Origin of the sequence: Microvirga lenta (assembly GCF_020532555.1) — a bacterium.
Classification (GTDB): domain Bacteria; phylum Pseudomonadota; class Alphaproteobacteria; order Rhizobiales; family Beijerinckiaceae; genus Microvirga; species Microvirga lenta.
The window spans coordinates 1-15538 of sequence record NZ_JAJBBR010000015.1 but is presented as its reverse complement, the minus strand read 5'-3'; the positions used below and the strand labels follow the sequence as shown (position 1 = coordinate 15538).

The window sequence follows — 15538 nt, the reverse complement described above, 5'->3', positions numbered from 1 at the left end:
AGACAGGCACTCTTTGCGGAAGCTCGGTTTGCAAGCCGCGCAAGCTCCGCTCCTTGACTTGGCGGCCTGCTGCTCCCGAGTATCGCCAAGAGCTGGAGGATCGGCCGATGAAGGTCTTTATTCTGACGGGGGCCGGCATTTCGGCGGAGAGCGGCCTGGGGACCTTCCGGGACAAGGAAGGATTGTGGGCCCGTTTCGACCCGATGAAGCTCGCGACCCCGGAGGCCTTCGAGCGCGATCCGGAAAAGGTTCTCGCCTTCTACAACATGCGTCGACAGAATCTCCTGGCGGCATCGCCCAATGCCGCGCATCGGGCTCTCGCGCGCCTCGAAGCCGGCCTGAAGGAACGTGGCGGCAGTCTGTTCCTCTGCACCCAGAACATCGACGACCTTCACGAGCGCGCAGGCTCGCAGGAGGTCACCCACATGCACGGCGAACTGCTCAAGGTACGCTGCATCGCCTGCGAGGCGGTGACGTCGTGGCAAGACGACGTTGATGTCGACACCCCCTGCCCGTCCTGTCGTCGCACAGGGGTATTACGGCCTCACGTGGTCTGGTTCGGAGAGATGCCGCTCTTCATGGAGGCGATCTACGACGCCCTTCTCGAGGCGGACCTCTTCGTCGCCATCGGCACTTCAGGTTCGGTCTATCCCGCAGCCGGATTCGTGGCGGAGGCGCGGGCGGCCGGCATCCGCACCTGTGAAATCAATCTGGAACCATCCGACAACGCCCGCCTCTTCGACGAGGGCCGGTTCGGCCCTGCCAGCGTGACCGTGCCCGAGTGGGTCGAGCGGCTGCTCGCCTAGAGCTCGAACTGGATTGTCGCCTCGACTGAGGCTAAGGCTTGCGCCTGCGCAACGGCCGCCAACCATCAGGATCTCCGGATGAAGCCCTCCTCCGACATCTCCCGCCTTCTGGACATCATGGCGGCGCTTCGCACACCGGGCACGGGCTGTCCATGGGACTTGGAGCAGACCTTCGCGTCCATCACCCCCTACACCATCGAGGAAGCCTACGAGGTGGTGGACGCCATCGAGCGCGGCGATCTGGCGGATCTGAAGGAGGAACTGGGCGACCTGCTTCTGCAGGTGGTGTTTCATGCCCGCATGGCCGAGGAGCAAGGCGCGTTCGCCTTCCCCGATGTGGTCGAAGCCATCACGAAGAAGCTCATCCGGCGCCATCCGCACGTCTTCGGCGACGGGAAGGATCTCTCGCCGGAAGAGGTTAAGACCCTCTGGGACGCGATCAAACGCGAGGAAAAGGCCGAGCGCCGGGCTGCGCGGGAGTCAATGGGGGCTCCTGTGGAAGGCCATGAGGCGGGCTTCCTTGGCGGCATTCCTTCGGTCCTGCCGGCGCTGACCCGGGCACAGAAGCTCACCGCGAAGGCGGCCAAGGTCGGTTTCGACTGGCCCGATCCCGCGCAGGTGATCGACAAGATCCACGAGGAACTCGACGAGGTGAAGGAAGCCGCCTCATCCGGCAGCAGGGACAAGATCGAGGACGAAATCGGCGACCTGCTCTTCGCCGTCACCAATCTCGCCCGTCATTTCGACATCGACCCGGAAACGGCCCTGCGGCGGACCAACGCGAAATTCGAGCGCCGCTTCAGGGCGATCGAGCGGGCGCTCGATCAACGGAACAGGTCGCTCGAAGACGCGTCGCTCGACGAGATGGAGGAGCTTTGGGTCGAGGCGAAGGCTGCCGAGCGCGGAGCCGGCTCGCCCTCATAGGACGCGGGCGTTCGGAAAACGGTTCAGGAAGCGCGGCTCCTTGCCGGACCCGAGCCTCACCTGAAGGATCGTATGCCCGTTCTCCAGGGTCCGGCGATCGAGGATCTCCGTGTTCTCGTGAAGCCAGGCCAGCCCCTGCCCGTCCTCGGGTGCGACATCCACCTCGTAGCTAAGGCGGCCCATGGCCAGGTGCTCCTGGATGGTCGAGAGAAGCTCCGGGATGCCTTCGCCCGTCAGCGCGGAAATCAGGATCGGGCGCCGCTCGTCGTCCGTGCGGCTCGACGTGACCGCCAGCCTCTCGCGATCCTCGGGTGAGAGAAGGTCCGCCTTGTTCCAGACTTCGATGATGCGCCTCGTGTCGTCGGGATCGATCCCGAGCTCGCGAAGCACGACTGCCACATCCCCGGCTTGAGCCTCCGTCTCCCCGTGGGAGACGTCCCGCACGTGAAGAAGCACGTCCGCCTCGACCACGTCCTCCAGGGTCGCGCGGAACGCGGCGACCAGCATCGTCGGCAGATCGGAGATGAAGCCCACCGTGTCGGACAGGATCGCCTTCTCCCCATGCGGGAGGTCGATGGCGCGGGAGGTGGGATCGAGGGTGGCGAACAGCATGTTCTCGGCCAGAACCTCGGCCTCGGTCATGCGGTTGAACAGGGTGGACTTGCCGGCATTGGTGTATCCCACCAGCGCCACGATCGGATAAGGCACCCTGCGCCGGCTGGCCCGATGCAGGGAGCGCGTCTTGACGACCGTCTCCAGTTCCCGCTCGATCCGGGTCATCCGGTCCTGGATCAGGCGCCGGTCGGCCTCGATCTGCGTCTCGCCGGGGCCGCCGAGGAAGCCGAAGCCGCCGCGCTGGCGTTCCAGGTGGGTCCAGGAGCGCACGAGACGCCCCTTCTGATAGGACAGATGCGCCAGTTCGACCTGGAGCGTGCCCTCCTTGGTCCGTGCGCGACGTCCGAAGATTTCGAGGATCAGGCCGGTGCGGTCGATGACCTTCGCTCCCCAGGCCTTTTCCAGGTTGCGCTGCTGGACCGGGCTGAGCGCGCAGTCCATGACCACGAGCCCGATCTCCTCCGCCCGGATCAGGGCCGCCAGCTCGTCCACCTTGCCGCTGCCGATATAGGTGGCGGGGCGGGCCGCCGCGAGCGGCGTGATCAGGGAGCGCACAACGGTCAGATCGATGGCCGCCGCCAGACCGGCGGCTTCGTCGAGGCGCGCCTCCGGCGGACGCGGATTGCTCTCCTCGGCTCCGCCATCCCCCGAACCCGCGGACGAACGCCGCCGGCGGGTCATGTAAGGCCCGATCACAAGCGTCCTTGTGCCCGCCGCAACCTCTTTCTCAGGTTCGGCCAGCTGGACGAGACGATGTTCCCCCGGAGTGCGCGGTTCCGTCACCTCAGGCCTTCTCGCCTGCCTCGTCAATCTGATCGAACAGTTGAACGGGCTGTCCTGGCATAATGGTAGAAATAGCATGCTTGTAGACGAGCTGGGAGTGCCCGTCTCGACGCAAGAGCACACAGAAATTGTCGAACCACGTGACGACGCCCTGAAGCTTCACGCCGTTCACGAGGAAGATCGTCAAGGGAATTTTGTTCTTCCGGACGTAGTTGAGAAAGGTGTCCTGGAGATTCTGCGCGCGATCGCCCGCCATTGAAGTTGCCTCGCCAGCCCATCGCCGCCGGTCTTGGCTATGGGGCCGCCTATATGGTTGTCCGCATACGTGCGGTCGGTGACCGGCACACTTATTACAGGGCGAACATTACCGTTACGCAAGGGGGATCGTAGCCGATCTACCCCATTAGAGCATATTTTCCGTGGATATGGCCTAGCCGCCGATGCCCAGCGATTTCAACTTCCGATGGAGAGCAGACCTCTCCATCCCGATAAACTCGGCGGTTCTCGAGATATTTCCGCTGAATCGGGCGATTTGGGCCAGAAGATACTCACGTTCGAAGATCTCTCGCGCCTCACGCAGCGGCAGGCTCATGAGCTTCTCGCCGCCCGACCCTCCGGGCGTCGTCGGAACCAGGGTGCCGATTTCCGAGGGCAGCATTTCGGCCGTGATCGCCGCTTCCGGGTCGCCGGAACCGAGAATCAGCAGACGCTCGACGTTGTTGCGCAGCTGGCGGACGTTGCCGGGCCAGTCGTGCGACTGGAGCACCGCCATGGCGTCGTCCGCGATCTTTCGCTTCGGCAGGCCTGTGGCGGCGGAGATCTGGTCCATGAAGAACTCGATCAGCTCGGGCACGTCCTCCCGCCGCTCGGCGAGCGACGGCACGCGAATCGGCACCACGCCGAGCCTGTGGAAAAGATCCTCGCGGAACCGCCCTGCGGATATCTCGGCCGGAAGGTCGCGACTGGAGGAGGAGATGATGCGGACGTCCACATGGACGCGGGTCGTGCCGCCGACCCGCTGGAAGTTCTGATCCACCAGCACGCGCAGGATGCGGTTCTGGGTCTCGCGCGGCATGTCGGCGATCTCGTCGAGATAGAGGGTACCGCCATGAGCCTCCTCGAGGGCTCCGACTCGGCGCCCCCTGCCCTCCTCGCCTTCCATGCCGAAGAGCTCGGCCTCCATGTTCTCCGGCGTGATGGTGGCGGCCGAGAGAACGATGAACGGTCCGTTGGCCCTTGTGGAAAGGCTGTGGATGGTTCGTGCCGTGAGCTCCTTGCCGGAGCCCGGGGCACCGGTGATCATGATCCGTGCATTGGTCGGCGCGGCCCGCTCCACCGCCTGGCGGAGCTGGTTGATCACGATCGACCGGCCCGCGATGCGGCTCGCCTGGACGGAGCGTGCCTTGAGGTCGCGGACCTCTCGCTTGAGGCGGGAAGCTTCGAGCGCCCGTTCGGCCACCAGCACGAGCCGGTCCGCCTTGAACGGCTTCTCGATGAAGTCGTAGGCCCCCGACTTGATGGCGGAGACCGCGGTCTCGATGTTGCCATGCCCGGAGATCATCACCACCGGCAGGTCCGGGTGCTGCGCCTTGATGAGGTCGAGCACCTGCAGCCCGTCGAGCCGGCTCCCCTGAAGCCAGATGTCGAGAAACACGAGGTGGGGACGTCGCGCCTCGATGGAGGCCAGAGCCTCGTCGGACGTGCCGGCCGTGCGGGTGCGATGCCCCTCGTCCTCGAGGATGCCCGCTACAAGCTCGCGGATGTCGGTTTCGTCGTCGACGACGAGAATATCAGCACTCATTGGCGCGCCCCGCGAGAGTCGGTCCGGGCGGCGGCGACCGGTGTCTCTTCCTCTGCAACATGCTTCGTCTTTGGTATCCACATACGGACTTGTCCACCCCTGCCGGCAGGGTTGTCGACAAGCTCCATGCCCCCGCCATGCTCTTCCAGAATCTTGCTCACGATAGGCAGGCCCAGCCCCGTGCCGCCCTCGCGTGTGGTCATGTAGGGCTCGAGGAGCCGTTGCCGGCCCTCTACCGGAAAGCCCTTGCCGTTATCGGTCACCGCCAGGATCAGATACTCGGGATGGGTATCGTCCAGGACCACGGAGATCCTTCCCTGGCCTCGCTCTTCCTCGGGCACGGCCTCGATGGCCTCGGTCGCGTTCTTGACAATGTTCGTGAAGGCCTGGGAGAGAAGGCGGCGGTCGAAGGGCGCGACGACCGGCCCGGCCGGCACGTCATCCGTGAATTCGATCTCCGGATGCGCGATCCGCATCATGAAGACCACCTGACGGATTGTCTCAACCAGATCCTCGTTCCCGATGGTCGGCTTCGGCATCCGTGCGAAGGACGAGAACTCGTCGACCATGCGCTTGATGTCGTCCACCTGCCTGACGATGGTGTCCGTGCACTGGTCGAAGACATCGCGGTCGGTGGTGATGACCTTGCCGTACTTCCGGCGGATGCGCTCGGCCGAGAGCTGGATCGGGGTGAGCGGGTTCTTGATTTCGTGCGCGATGCGGCGGGCCACGTCGGCCCAGGCGGATGTCCGCTGCGCCGAAACGAGGTCCGTGATGTCGTCGAGGGTGATGACGAGCTCCCGCACGTCGCTGCGTGCCTGCTCGGAGGTGACGCGGACGTTGATGGTCCGCTCCTTGCCGCGTCTCGTGATCTGGATCTGGCGCTGCATCAGGCGCTGGCGTCCGTGGCTCATCTCCTCCACCAGATCCGCCACCTCCGGCAGAACCAGGGTGATCGAGCGCCCCAGCAGCTCGTCCCGGCCGATGCCGAGAAGCGCCTCCGTGGAGGGGTTGACGATGGTGATCGTCCCGCCGGCATCGACGCCGATGACGCCGGCCGAGACGCCGGCGAGGACCGCTTCCGTGAAGCGGCGGCGGCGGTCGATCAGATCGCTGGCGGCGGTGAGGCGGTCGTGCTGGTGGCGCAGTTCCGACGTCATCTTGTTGAACGTCTCGCCCAGATGCGCGAGGTCGCCCTCGCCGCGCCGCACCGGCACCTGAACGTAGAAGTTCCCGGTCGCCACCTGATCGGTGGCATGGATCAGCCGCCGGATCGGCGAGACGAGACGGTTCGCGAAGGTGAGGCCGAACCAGATCGCGGAGAGCAGCACGATCAATGCGATCAGCGTGAACATGGAGGCGAAGGCGATCTGGATGCCGGCCTTCTTCTGGTCGAGAGCGTCGTAGAAGGCCATGCCCGCCTCTGCGACCGGCGGAAACTCGACCGCGCGAGGATCGACCTCTCGGGCCACGTAAAGAACGCGACCGCCATGGGCCTCCAGGGTCAGCATGGATCGGAAGATGTTGCCGTCCCGTGGGAAGATGCAGAGGGCGTCGCTGCTGTTGGAATCGTCGAGATCGGCGGCGCTCGGCTGCGGCACGCCCTCAAGGGGCTTCACCTCGATCCTTTCGACGACGGTGCCGTTGGGCTCCAGGATCATCGCCAGGGGGAATCCGAGGAAGACGGCACGGGACTGCATGAAATCCTTGAAGACCGCCCGGTCGGCGTCATAGAGGACCTTGGCGCGGTTGAGGTCCGCCGCCATGAGCTGGGTCTCGCGCGCCAGCGTGCGGCACTGCATCTCCCGGTAGGACTTGGCGATCTCCACCGTGTTCGTCATCAGCTCGCGGATCGAGCTGGTGAACCAGGGATCGAGCCCCCGCTCCAGCGTCACGGTCGCCACGATGGCCACCAGAATGGCCGGCAGTACTGCGACGAGGCTGAACAGGCTGACGATCCTGACATGGAGCCCTGCCGCAGCGGCACCCGCGCGGCGCTCCCGCATCAGTCTCTTGGTCTGCCACGCCACGATCCCGATCAGGAGGACGATCAGGCTTCCGTTCAGGATGAAGACCCATACGACCACGTCGTGGGTCGGCAGGATCGGTGTCGCGCCCGAAAGGACGAGGAATGTCGTGAGCGCCGAGCCCAGCGCCGTCAGGACGGCGACGGGCCCCAGCAGGCCGAAGCTCCGCTGAGAGCTGTCCGCCACATGGCGCTGTGCATTGAGGTCTTGGCTGGTCAAGACGGGCCCCGCAAATCAGGCGCCGTCGTCCGGCGCCTCCTTATGGGTGATGCACCAACACAACAGTGTGGTCAAATTATTACAGCTTGGACGACTACCGGGCCGAGCGCACCACGGACAGTTCCAGGTCCCGCACTTTCTTGCGCAGGGTGTTGCGGTTGACCCCCAGAAGCTCCGCGGCCCGGATCTGGTTGCCCCGGGTGGCGGCCAGGGCGGCACCGATCAGCGGCCCCTCGATCTCCCGCAGGATGCGGTGATAGAGGCCGGGCGGCGGAAGCGTGTCCCGGAACCCGGAGAAGTATTCCGCAAGGTGGCGTTCCACCGCGTCGGACAGGCCCTCCGATTCGTGCTGCCTCTCGGCCGCCTTCCCGGCCGTGACGGGCAGCGGCATGGGCCGGGCGTCCAGTTCCGCGTCGATGATCGCGCCGGTGATCGTATCCTGCGGATAGAGCGCGGCGAGGCGCCGGACGAGGTTTTCGAGCTCGCGCACGTTGCCCGGCCAGCGGTAGCGCTTCAGCCGGTCCATGGCCTCGACGTCCACCTGCTTGCGGGACAGCCCCTCCTTCTCCACCAGGACGAAGAAGTGGCGCACCAGGTCCGGAATGTCCTCGATCCTCTCGCGCAGGGGCGGCAGGCGCAGGGGGACCACGTTGAGCCGGAAGAACAGGTCTTCCCGGAACAGGCCCTGCTGAATGAGGACGCGCAGATCCTTGTTCGTCGCGGCGACGATGCGGACATTGGTCTTGATCGGCACCCGCCCACCCACGGTGGTGTATTCGCCCTGCTGGAGCACCCGCAGGAGACGGGTCTGCGCCTCCATGGGCATGTCGCCGATCTCGTCCAGGAACAGGGTGCCGCCCTCGGCCTGCTCGAACCGGCCGGTGCTGCGTGCGGTCGCTCCCGTGAACGCGCCCTTCTCATGGCCGAAAAGCTCGGACTCGATCAGCTCCCGCGGGATCGCCGCCATGTTGACGGCGACGAACGGCCCCTGACGCCTCTTGCCGTAATCGTGCAGAGCCCTTGCCACGAGCTCCTTTCCGGTGCCGGATTCGCCGGTGATCATCACGGTCAGGTCCGTCGGCATCAGCCGGGCCAGGGCCCGGTAGATCTCCTGCATGGCATGCGAGCGCCCGACGAGGGGAATGTCCTCGTTCTCCACGGCCGGGTTCGGATTGGACAGGGCCCGGGGCCGCGCCAGCGCCCGGCCCACCACGGCCACGAGTTCCTTCAGGTCGAAGGGCTTGGGCAGGTACTCGTAGGCGCCCCGCTCGGAGGCCTTGATCGCCGTCATGAAGGTGTTCTGCGCGCTCATGACGATGATCGGCAGTTCCGGCCTCAGCTTCTTGATGCGGGGCAGGAGGTCGAAGGCGTTCTCGTCCGGCATCATCACGTCGGTGATGACGAGGTCGCCCTCCCCTTGGGCCACCCAGCGCCAGAGGGTCGCGGCGTTGCTGGTGGACCGGACCTCGTACCCCGCCCGCGACAGGGCCTGGTTCAGGACGGTTCGGATCGCAGCATCGTCATCGGCAAGGAGAATCTGTCCACTCGGCATAGGCTTCAGCCTCACAAATCGGCCGCGCGACCGTCATTGGCGCGGTGCATCGGCAAGAGAATTCGGAAAGTCGTGCGTCTGGGCGCCGGATCGCATTCGACGATGCCGCCGTGGTCGCCCACGATCTTCGCGACCAGGGCCAGCCCCAGCCCGCTGCCCTGCACCTTGGTGGTGACGAAAGGCTCGAACAGATCGGTCGCCAGTTCGGGCGGAATGCCCGGGCCGTTGTCGCTGATGCTCAGCTCGATCGGCAGGCTCAGGCGCTCCTGCGAACCCGGCACGTGAAGCCGCACGCCGGTGCGAAACGCCGTGCTCAGTGAGATCTCCCCCTCGGAGGCGTCGATACCGATGGCCTCGGCCGCGTTCTTCACGAGGTTCAGCACCACCTGGATGAGCTGGTCCCGGTTGCCGAGTACCGGCGGCAGGGACGGATCGTAGTTCTCGACGAAGCGGATGTGCCGGGCGAAGCCCGATTGAGCGAGGCGCTTCACATGGTCGAGCACGCCGTGGACGTTGACCGGCCCGCGCTCCACGGGCCGGTCCTCGCCGAACAGCTCCATGCGCTCGACGAGCTTCACGATGCGGTCCGTCTCGTCGCAGATGAGGCGCGTGAGGACCCGGTCGTCCTCGGGGGCGGATTGTTCGAGGAGCTGGGCGGCTCCGCGGATCCCCGAAAGCGGATTCTTGATTTCGTGGGCCAACATCGCCCCCAGCGCCGTGATCGAGCGCGCCGCGCCGCGATGGGTGAGCTGCCGGTCCATCTTATCCGCGATGGTCCGCTCCTGGAGCATGACCACGACGCTGTCGCTGTCGTCGCCCAACGGCGTCGCGAAGACGTCGACGATCCGCTCCGCGCCGAGTCGGGGACTGCCGATGTCGATCCGGTGCTCGCTGACGCTGGAGCCGCGCTGCCGCACGTCCTCCACCAGGGCCATCACGGGAGAGCCGAAGGGCAGGAAATCGCCGAGGGTCTGGCGCTGCATCATCCGCAGGCTCATCTCGAAGAAGGATTCGGCCGCCGCGTTGGCATGCAGCACCCGCTGCTCCGGCCCGATGGTCAGCACCGGAAGCGGCAGCGCGTTCATGATCAGGTCGTTCATGGCGATCGTCATGCGGCCTCCCGATCCATATCCGTGTAGAGGCTGCGCAGGAGAGACACGACGGTCCTCGGCTCCTCGGACGTGACGAGTGCCGTTCTGACCGCCTGCGGAACCCTCACCCCCGCGGCGATGGCCGCATCCGCGTAGGCCGCAAGGTGCTTGCGCGCATGGCGGATGCCGACCTGCTCCCCATAAAGCGAGAGCAGACCCTCGTAATGCTCGACGGCGATCTCGGCCTTGGCCTCGGAAGACGGCTCGGGAAGACTCCTGCCCTGCAGCGCGGAACCGATCTGCCCGACCAGCCACGGACGGCCGACTGCGGAGCGGCCAATCATCACGGCGGCAGCGCCCGAAGCGGCCAAACAGGCGCGGGCGCCCTCCAGGGTGCCGATATCCCCATTGGCGATGACCGGAATTCCGACGGCCTGGACCACAGGCGCGATGGCGGTCCAGTCGGCCCGCCCCTTATAGAATTGCTGCCGTGTCCGCCCGTGGACGGTGACCGCCTTCGCGCCCAGCGCCTCCGCCCGGCGGGCGAGTTCGGGGGCGTTGATGCTCCTGTCGTCCCACCCGAGACGCATCTTGACCGTGACCGGAACGCCGGCCGCCTTCACCGTCGCCTCGATGAGGCGGCAGGCATGGTCCAGATCCCGCATCAGGGCCGATCCGGCATAGCCGCCGATCACCCGCTTGGCGGGGCAGCCCATGTTGATGTCGATGATCCGTGCCCCGGCGTCTTCGGCCACCCGGACGGCGCGGGCCATCCAGGCCGGGTCGCAGCCGGCGAGCTGAACCACATGAGGCTCGATTCCCGCGCCCTCCGCCCGCAGCTGCGCCTCGTCCGAGCCCTTTACGAGCTCGTCCGACGCGACCATTTCCGACACGACGAGGCCCGCTCCCAAACGCTTCGCAATGCGCCGGAAGGCCACGTCCGTGACCCCGGACAGGGGCGCCAGCACGGTCGCCGGGTCGACCCTGACCGGACCGACGTCGAAACCCGTTGCGCCTAATTTTTGATCACTTCTCATTCTGCCTAATCAATAGCCAAAAGTGCGACGAGCACAAGTCCCTGCGGAAACCTGTCCCACCCGGCGAAGCCACACGTTTTCGGGAGTTCCGGGTTTGCCTTCTCAGGCTCCGGTGCGTAGGAGTGCGCAGGTCACGGAGAACCTCCCTGCATGTCAGTCGTCGCCCTCATCGTTGCCGCCGGACGGGGATCCAGAGCCGGTGAAGGGGCTCCCAAGCAATACCGCCCCCTCGCCGGACAGCCTGTCCTCACGCGGACGCTGCGGGCCTTCCTCGCTCATCCCGAGATCGACCATACGGCCGTGGTGATACATCCCGATGACGAGGATCTCTACCGGGCAAGCATCGAAAGGCTGGAGCCGGACCTGACCGGCCGCCTGCTCCCGGTCGCCTATGGCGGCGAAACCCGGCAAGATTCGGTCAGGAACGGCCTCGAAGCCCTGGCGACCACCGGAGCCGAGACCGTCCTCATTCACGATGCGGCCCGCCCCTTCGTCAGTGCGGGTCTGATCGGCAGGGCCATCGAAGCCGGCCGCTCCGGCGCGAGCGTTCCGGGCGTTCCGGTTACCGACACGATCAAGGTCACCGGACCGCGCGGCGAGGTCGTTTCCACCCCGGATCGCTCGACGCTGCGGGCGGTCCAGACGCCCCAGGCCTTCCCGCTCGACCTCGTCCTCGGGATCCATCGCAAGGCCGCCGCCGCAAACCTCCACGCCTTCACCGACGACGGAGCCCTCGCGGAATGGGCTGGGCTTGCCGTTCAGGTGTTCGACGGGGACCGGGACAATGTCAAAATCACCCATCCGGCCGATTTCACCGAGGCCGAGAGGCGCCTGAAAGGCCACAGCATGACTTACGTAACCCGCCTCGGCACCGGCTTCGATGTCCATGCCTTCGCCGAGGGCGACCATGTCTGGCTCGGGGGAATCCGGGTGCCGCACGATCGCGGCGTGCTGGCCCATTCCGATGGCGACGTGGTTCTGCACGCCCTCACCGATGCGGTGCTCGGGGCTCTCGCCGACGGCGATATCGGCACCCACTTCCCGCCGAGCGACCCGCAATGGAAAGGCGCGTCCTCCGACCGTTTCCTGGCCCACGCGGCGGGGCTGGTCAGGGCGCGCGGCGGATTGATCGACCACCTCGACACGACCCTCCTGTGCGAAAAGCCCCGCCTCGGCCCCCATCGCGAGGCGATGCGCCAGCGGATCGCGGAGATCGCGGGTCTGCGCCTCGATCAGGTCTCCCTCAAGGCGACGACCACCGAGAAGCTCGGCTTCACCGGCCGCAGCGAGGGCATCGCGGCGCAGGCCGCCGCCACCATCCGCCTGCCGGAGGTTGAATCATGATACCCGACCTGAAGATGCGCGCTGCCGCTCTGCTGAAGTCGTATCAGGCCCAGGGATTAAAGATCGCGACGGCGGAGTCCTGCACCGGCGGCCTCGTCGCCGCCCTGCTGACCGAGATCGCCGGCTCGTCGGCGGTGGTCGAACGCGGTTTCGTCACCTATTCCAACGAGGCCAAGACGGAGCTGATCGGCGTTCCGGCCGACCTCATCGCCGCCAACGGGGCGGTGAGCGGTCCCGTGGCGCGGGCCATGGCCGAGGGTGCCCTGGCACATTCCCGGGCGGACGTGGCCGTGGCGATCACCGGAATTGCCGGTCCCGGCGGAGGCAGCGCAGCGAAGCCGGTCGGCCTCGTCCACTTTGCTGTGACCCGCAAGGGCGCCGCGACGATCCATCTGGAGCGGCGCTACGGCGATCTCGGGCGGGAAAAGGTTCGGGCGCGCGCCGTCGAGGAGGCTCTCGGCCTCCTGGAGCAGGCCCTCGGCTGATCAGGCGCGGGCGGGGGACGGTTCGCCGTAGACGACTTCCGCCCTTTCTTCAAAGGCTTCCGCGAATTTCCTGAACGCCTTGTCGAAGACCGAGCCCATCAGAAGCCCGAGAGCGAAGCTCTTGAACTCGTAATTAATGTAGAATTCGACGTCGCAGCCGGTCGGGGTCTGCCGGAAGGTCCAGCGGTTTTCGAGATATTTGAACGGTCCGTCCACATACTCGACCGCGATCTTCAGGCGCGGATGATCGAGGGTTACCCGGCTGGTGAAACTCTCGCGAATGGCCTTGTAGCCCACGGTCATGGAGGCGACGAGCGTCTCGATCCCATCCCCGCTCTGAGCCTTGCGCAGAACGCGCAGGTCTTCGCAGAGCGGCAGGAACTCGGGATAGCGCTCCACGTCGGCCACGAGGGCGAACATCTGATCCGGGCTGTGCCTCACGGGTCGTGTGGTGCGAAAGGTCGGCATTCAGGCGGCCCCTCGGTAAGAAACAAGTTCGGCCTCTAGGGCCGGGATTTCGGTGCGCGAGCGCAGGATATAAACGCGCTGCCGGGCTCTTAGTCGCTCCAGGAGACGCGCCGTCTTGCCGCGCATCCGGTCGGGATAGGACCAGACCCAGCGCATGAAGGACCAGTCGAAGCGCTCCACGCAGCCTGGGCCCAGGTCGCTCCGGACACGGCCGTAATTCTTCGCCACGCGCCACGCAACGCCGGTCAGGCAGCGCCACCGGGGAATGTCGAGCCATACGATGTCGGTGGCGCGAGGCACCCGGATATCGAAGGTGCTGGAATAGTTCCCGTCCATGACCCAGGCAGGACGGGACGCGAGCTGCGCGACCTTCTCCCGCCACTCCGCCCGGGACGGCATGATCCAATCGGGACCGAAATATTCCCGGTCCAGATGGATCAGGGGCAGGTCGAGCCGCTCGGCGATACGCCGGGCCAGGGTGCTCTTGCCCGCGCCGGGACTGCCGATGACGAGGATGCGCCGCATCGTCACCCGTCGATCAGGCGAGCTTGGCGAGACGCGCCGCCTTCAGCTTGGCGAAATCCTCGCCCGCATGGTGAGAAGAGCGCGTCAGCGGGGTCGAGGAGACCAGCAGGAAGCCCTTGGCGTAGGCCGTGGTTTCGAAGGCCTTGAACTCGTCCGGCGTGACGAAGCGGATCACCGGGTGGTGCTTGCGGGTCGGCTGCAGGTATTGGCCGATGGTCATGAAGTCCACATCCGCCGAGCGCAGGTCGTCCATCAGCTGGAGCACCTCGTTCCGCTCCTCACCCAGGCCGACCATGATGCCGGACTTGGTGAAGATGGTGGGATCGAGCTCCTTCACCTGCTGGAGCAGGCGGATCGAGTGGAAGTAGCGGGCCCCCGGCCGCACCTTCAGGTACTTGGACGGCACGGTTTCGAGGTTGTGGTTGAACACGTCGGGCTTGGCCGCGACGACCACTTCCAGCGCGCCGGGCTTGCGCAGGAAGTCCGGCGTCAGGATCTCGATGGTGGTCTTCGGGGAGCGGGCGCGGATGGCGTGGATCACGTCGGCGAAGTGCTGGGCGCCGCCGTCGGCGAGGTCGTCCCGGTCCACGGAGGTGATGACCACGTGCTCCAGGCCAAGCTTCTCCACGGCCTTCGCCACGTTCTCAGGCTCGAGCGGATCCAGGGCCTGGGGCATGCCGGTCTTCACGTTGCAGAAGGCGCAGGCCCTCGTGCAGGTGTCGCCCATGATCATGAAGGTCGCGTGCTTCTTCTCCCAGCACTCGCCGATATTGGGGCAGCCCGCCTCCTCGCAGACGGTGACGAGCTTGTTCTCGCGCACGATCTTGTTGGTCTCGGCCCATTTGGGCGAGCCCGGCGCCTTCACGCGGATCCAGTCGGGCTTACGCTGCTGGACGGGCTGGTCCGGCCGGTGCGCCTTTTCCGGATGGCGGGGACGGCTGTCCCGGTTGAGGATATCGAGAACGACGGCCATGAAGCTTGACCCTTGCGGCGAGGCGACGACGCCTCCTGTCTGTTGGGCATGACTTAAGGGTTTTGGCGCCGCTTCGCAAACCCTGCGGCGATCACGAGATGGATTTGCCTTAACGCTCCATCGCCTATCGCCCGAGGGGGCGACGGGCGGAAGGGAGGTGGGCCGGCATCTCGCCACGGGGTCGGACGAGGCCGGAATCCGGCCGAGCCGCTCCAGCGCGCCTCGGACACGGACCTTCGGCGGAGCTGGGGCAGTCCTATGGACGGACTTTAGTCTGATTCTGCATTCTCGGCAGCTAATCTTGCCCCGGACGGACGGCTCTACCCACGAATAGGTAGGAATTTCGCAAGCACACCAAATATACGACACAATTACTTTTGTTTTGCGCCAAGTTTTGAACACAAGCTCTGCAGTCACGAACTCGATGGCCTGAATAAGCAATCATCTGTCCGCCATTAGCAAGACACGGCACCTTCGCCGTTTGTATCAAATTCACGTTCCTTGGCGCTCAGCCAATAGAACTCCCCGCCAGCCCGGCCCGCCAAGAGTAATTTATAGTACAGTTCCAAAGCGTGGGCCGAACCAGCAGAATTCTCTGCGGCTATACTTCAAGCAAACTCCCTAGCAATTAGGGAGAACGAAGGGGCATGCCCATGACCTTCTCCGCTTCTCAATGGCGTCCGACCAGCTATGACAACGACACGTTCGTCATGGACAACTACGCTTTCATGGTCAGCGCCGAGCGCGACTACAGCTTCAGGTACAACCCCACCAGCGACATCTACCGCTTCGAAGTGCGCAAGGGCGACCAGTTCTCCTCGTCGCGCTTCACCGACGTGGCCGGCTCGGAGCGCTCCGAGATCAGCCAGTCCCTGCGCCAGTCCATCG

General features: G+C 65.7%; 15 protein-coding genes. 5 read left to right on the top strand and 10 right to left on the bottom strand.

Going from position 1 to position 15538, the window contains the following annotated elements:
• Nucleotides 1-107: 107 nt before the first annotated feature.
• Complete coding sequence (locus LGR44_RS19485; RefSeq protein WP_226742384.1) at nucleotides 108-806, top strand: NAD-dependent deacylase; 699 nt, start codon at nucleotides 108-110, stop codon at nucleotides 804-806.
• A gap of 78 nt (nucleotides 807-884) precedes the next feature.
• Complete coding sequence (gene mazG, locus LGR44_RS19480; protein ID WP_226742383.1) at nucleotides 885-1730, top strand: nucleoside triphosphate pyrophosphohydrolase; 846 nt, start codon at nucleotides 885-887, stop codon at nucleotides 1728-1730.
• On the opposite strand, the gene hflX is transcribed toward mazG, so the two are convergent.
• The 7 genes from hflX to dusB form a co-directional block, all read right to left on the bottom strand.
• The gene (hflX, locus tag LGR44_RS19475; protein WP_226742382.1) at nucleotides 1725-3128 is read right to left on the bottom strand and encodes a GTPase HflX; all 1404 of its coding nucleotides are present in this window, start codon (nucleotides 3126-3128) and stop codon (nucleotides 1725-1727) included. The genes mazG and hflX overlap by 6 nt on opposite strands.
• A gap of 1 nt (nucleotide 3129) precedes the next feature.
• Nucleotides 3130-3384, bottom strand: a complete 255-nt coding sequence (gene hfq, locus LGR44_RS19470) for an RNA chaperone Hfq (protein WP_114188605.1) — start codon at nucleotides 3382-3384, stop codon at nucleotides 3130-3132.
• A 174-nt stretch (nucleotides 3385-3558) separates the two neighbouring features.
• Nucleotides 3559-4929: a nitrogen assimilation response regulator NtrX gene (gene ntrX, locus LGR44_RS19465; RefSeq protein ID WP_226742381.1), complete on the bottom strand. Its 1371-nt coding sequence runs from the start codon at nucleotides 4927-4929 to the stop codon at nucleotides 3559-3561.
• A complete protein-coding gene (locus tag LGR44_RS19460; protein ID WP_226742380.1) occupies nucleotides 4926-7175 on the bottom strand; it encodes a sensor histidine kinase NtrY-like in 2250 nt (749 codons plus the stop codon). Before LGR44_RS19460 ends, ntrX begins: the two co-directional genes overlap by 4 nt.
• A 94-nt stretch (nucleotides 7176-7269) precedes the next feature.
• Nucleotides 7270-8727 carry a nitrogen regulation protein NR(I) gene (gene ntrC, locus LGR44_RS19455; RefSeq protein ID WP_226742379.1) on the bottom strand — a complete coding sequence of 486 codons (1458 nt, stop codon included), beginning with the start codon at nucleotides 8725-8727 and terminating at the stop codon, nucleotides 7270-7272.
• A gap of 11 nt (nucleotides 8728-8738) precedes the next feature.
• The gene (locus LGR44_RS19450) at nucleotides 8739-9839 is read right to left on the bottom strand and encodes a two-component system sensor histidine kinase NtrB (protein WP_226742378.1); all 1101 of its coding nucleotides are present in this window, start codon (nucleotides 9837-9839) and stop codon (nucleotides 8739-8741) included.
• Nucleotides 9836-10855, bottom strand: a complete 1020-nt coding sequence (dusB, locus tag LGR44_RS19445) for a tRNA dihydrouridine synthase DusB (RefSeq protein ID WP_226742377.1) — start codon at nucleotides 10853-10855, stop codon at nucleotides 9836-9838. Before dusB ends, LGR44_RS19450 begins: the two co-directional genes overlap by 4 nt.
• A 150-nt stretch (nucleotides 10856-11005) precedes the next feature.
• Here dusB and LGR44_RS19440 point away from each other — a divergent pair, with 150 nt between their 5' ends.
• On the top strand, nucleotides 11006-12199 hold the full coding sequence (locus tag LGR44_RS19440) for a bifunctional 2-C-methyl-D-erythritol 4-phosphate cytidylyltransferase/2-C-methyl-D-erythritol 2,4-cyclodiphosphate synthase (RefSeq protein WP_226742376.1): 1194 nt from the start codon (nucleotides 11006-11008) through the stop codon (nucleotides 12197-12199).
• Complete coding sequence (locus LGR44_RS19435) at nucleotides 12196-12684, top strand: CinA family protein (protein WP_226742375.1); 489 nt, start codon at nucleotides 12196-12198, stop codon at nucleotides 12682-12684. The genes LGR44_RS19440 and LGR44_RS19435 overlap by 4 nt, the downstream gene beginning before the upstream one ends.
• Here the strand turns inward: LGR44_RS19435 and LGR44_RS19430 are convergent, their stop codons facing one another.
• The 3 genes from LGR44_RS19430 to lipA are packed head-to-tail and all read right to left on the bottom strand — an operon-like array spanning nucleotide 12685 to nucleotide 14650.
• On the bottom strand, nucleotides 12685-13152 hold the full coding sequence (locus tag LGR44_RS19430; protein ID WP_226742374.1) for a type II toxin-antitoxin system RatA family toxin: 468 nt from the start codon (nucleotides 13150-13152) through the stop codon (nucleotides 12685-12687). It abuts the gene before it with no gap.
• A complete protein-coding gene (locus tag LGR44_RS19425) occupies nucleotides 13153-13677 on the bottom strand; it encodes an AAA family ATPase (RefSeq protein ID WP_226742373.1) in 525 nt (174 codons plus the stop codon).
• A gap of 13 nt (nucleotides 13678-13690) precedes the next feature.
• Nucleotides 13691-14650, bottom strand: coding sequence for a lipoyl synthase (gene lipA, locus LGR44_RS19420; protein WP_226742372.1), 960 nt, complete (start codon nucleotides 14648-14650; stop codon nucleotides 13691-13693).
• 653 nt (nucleotides 14651-15303) lie between these two features.
• Here lipA and LGR44_RS19415 point away from each other — a divergent pair.
• The coding region (locus tag LGR44_RS19415; protein ID WP_226742371.1) for a hypothetical protein at nucleotides 15304-15538 on the top strand (235 nt) is incomplete at its 3' end.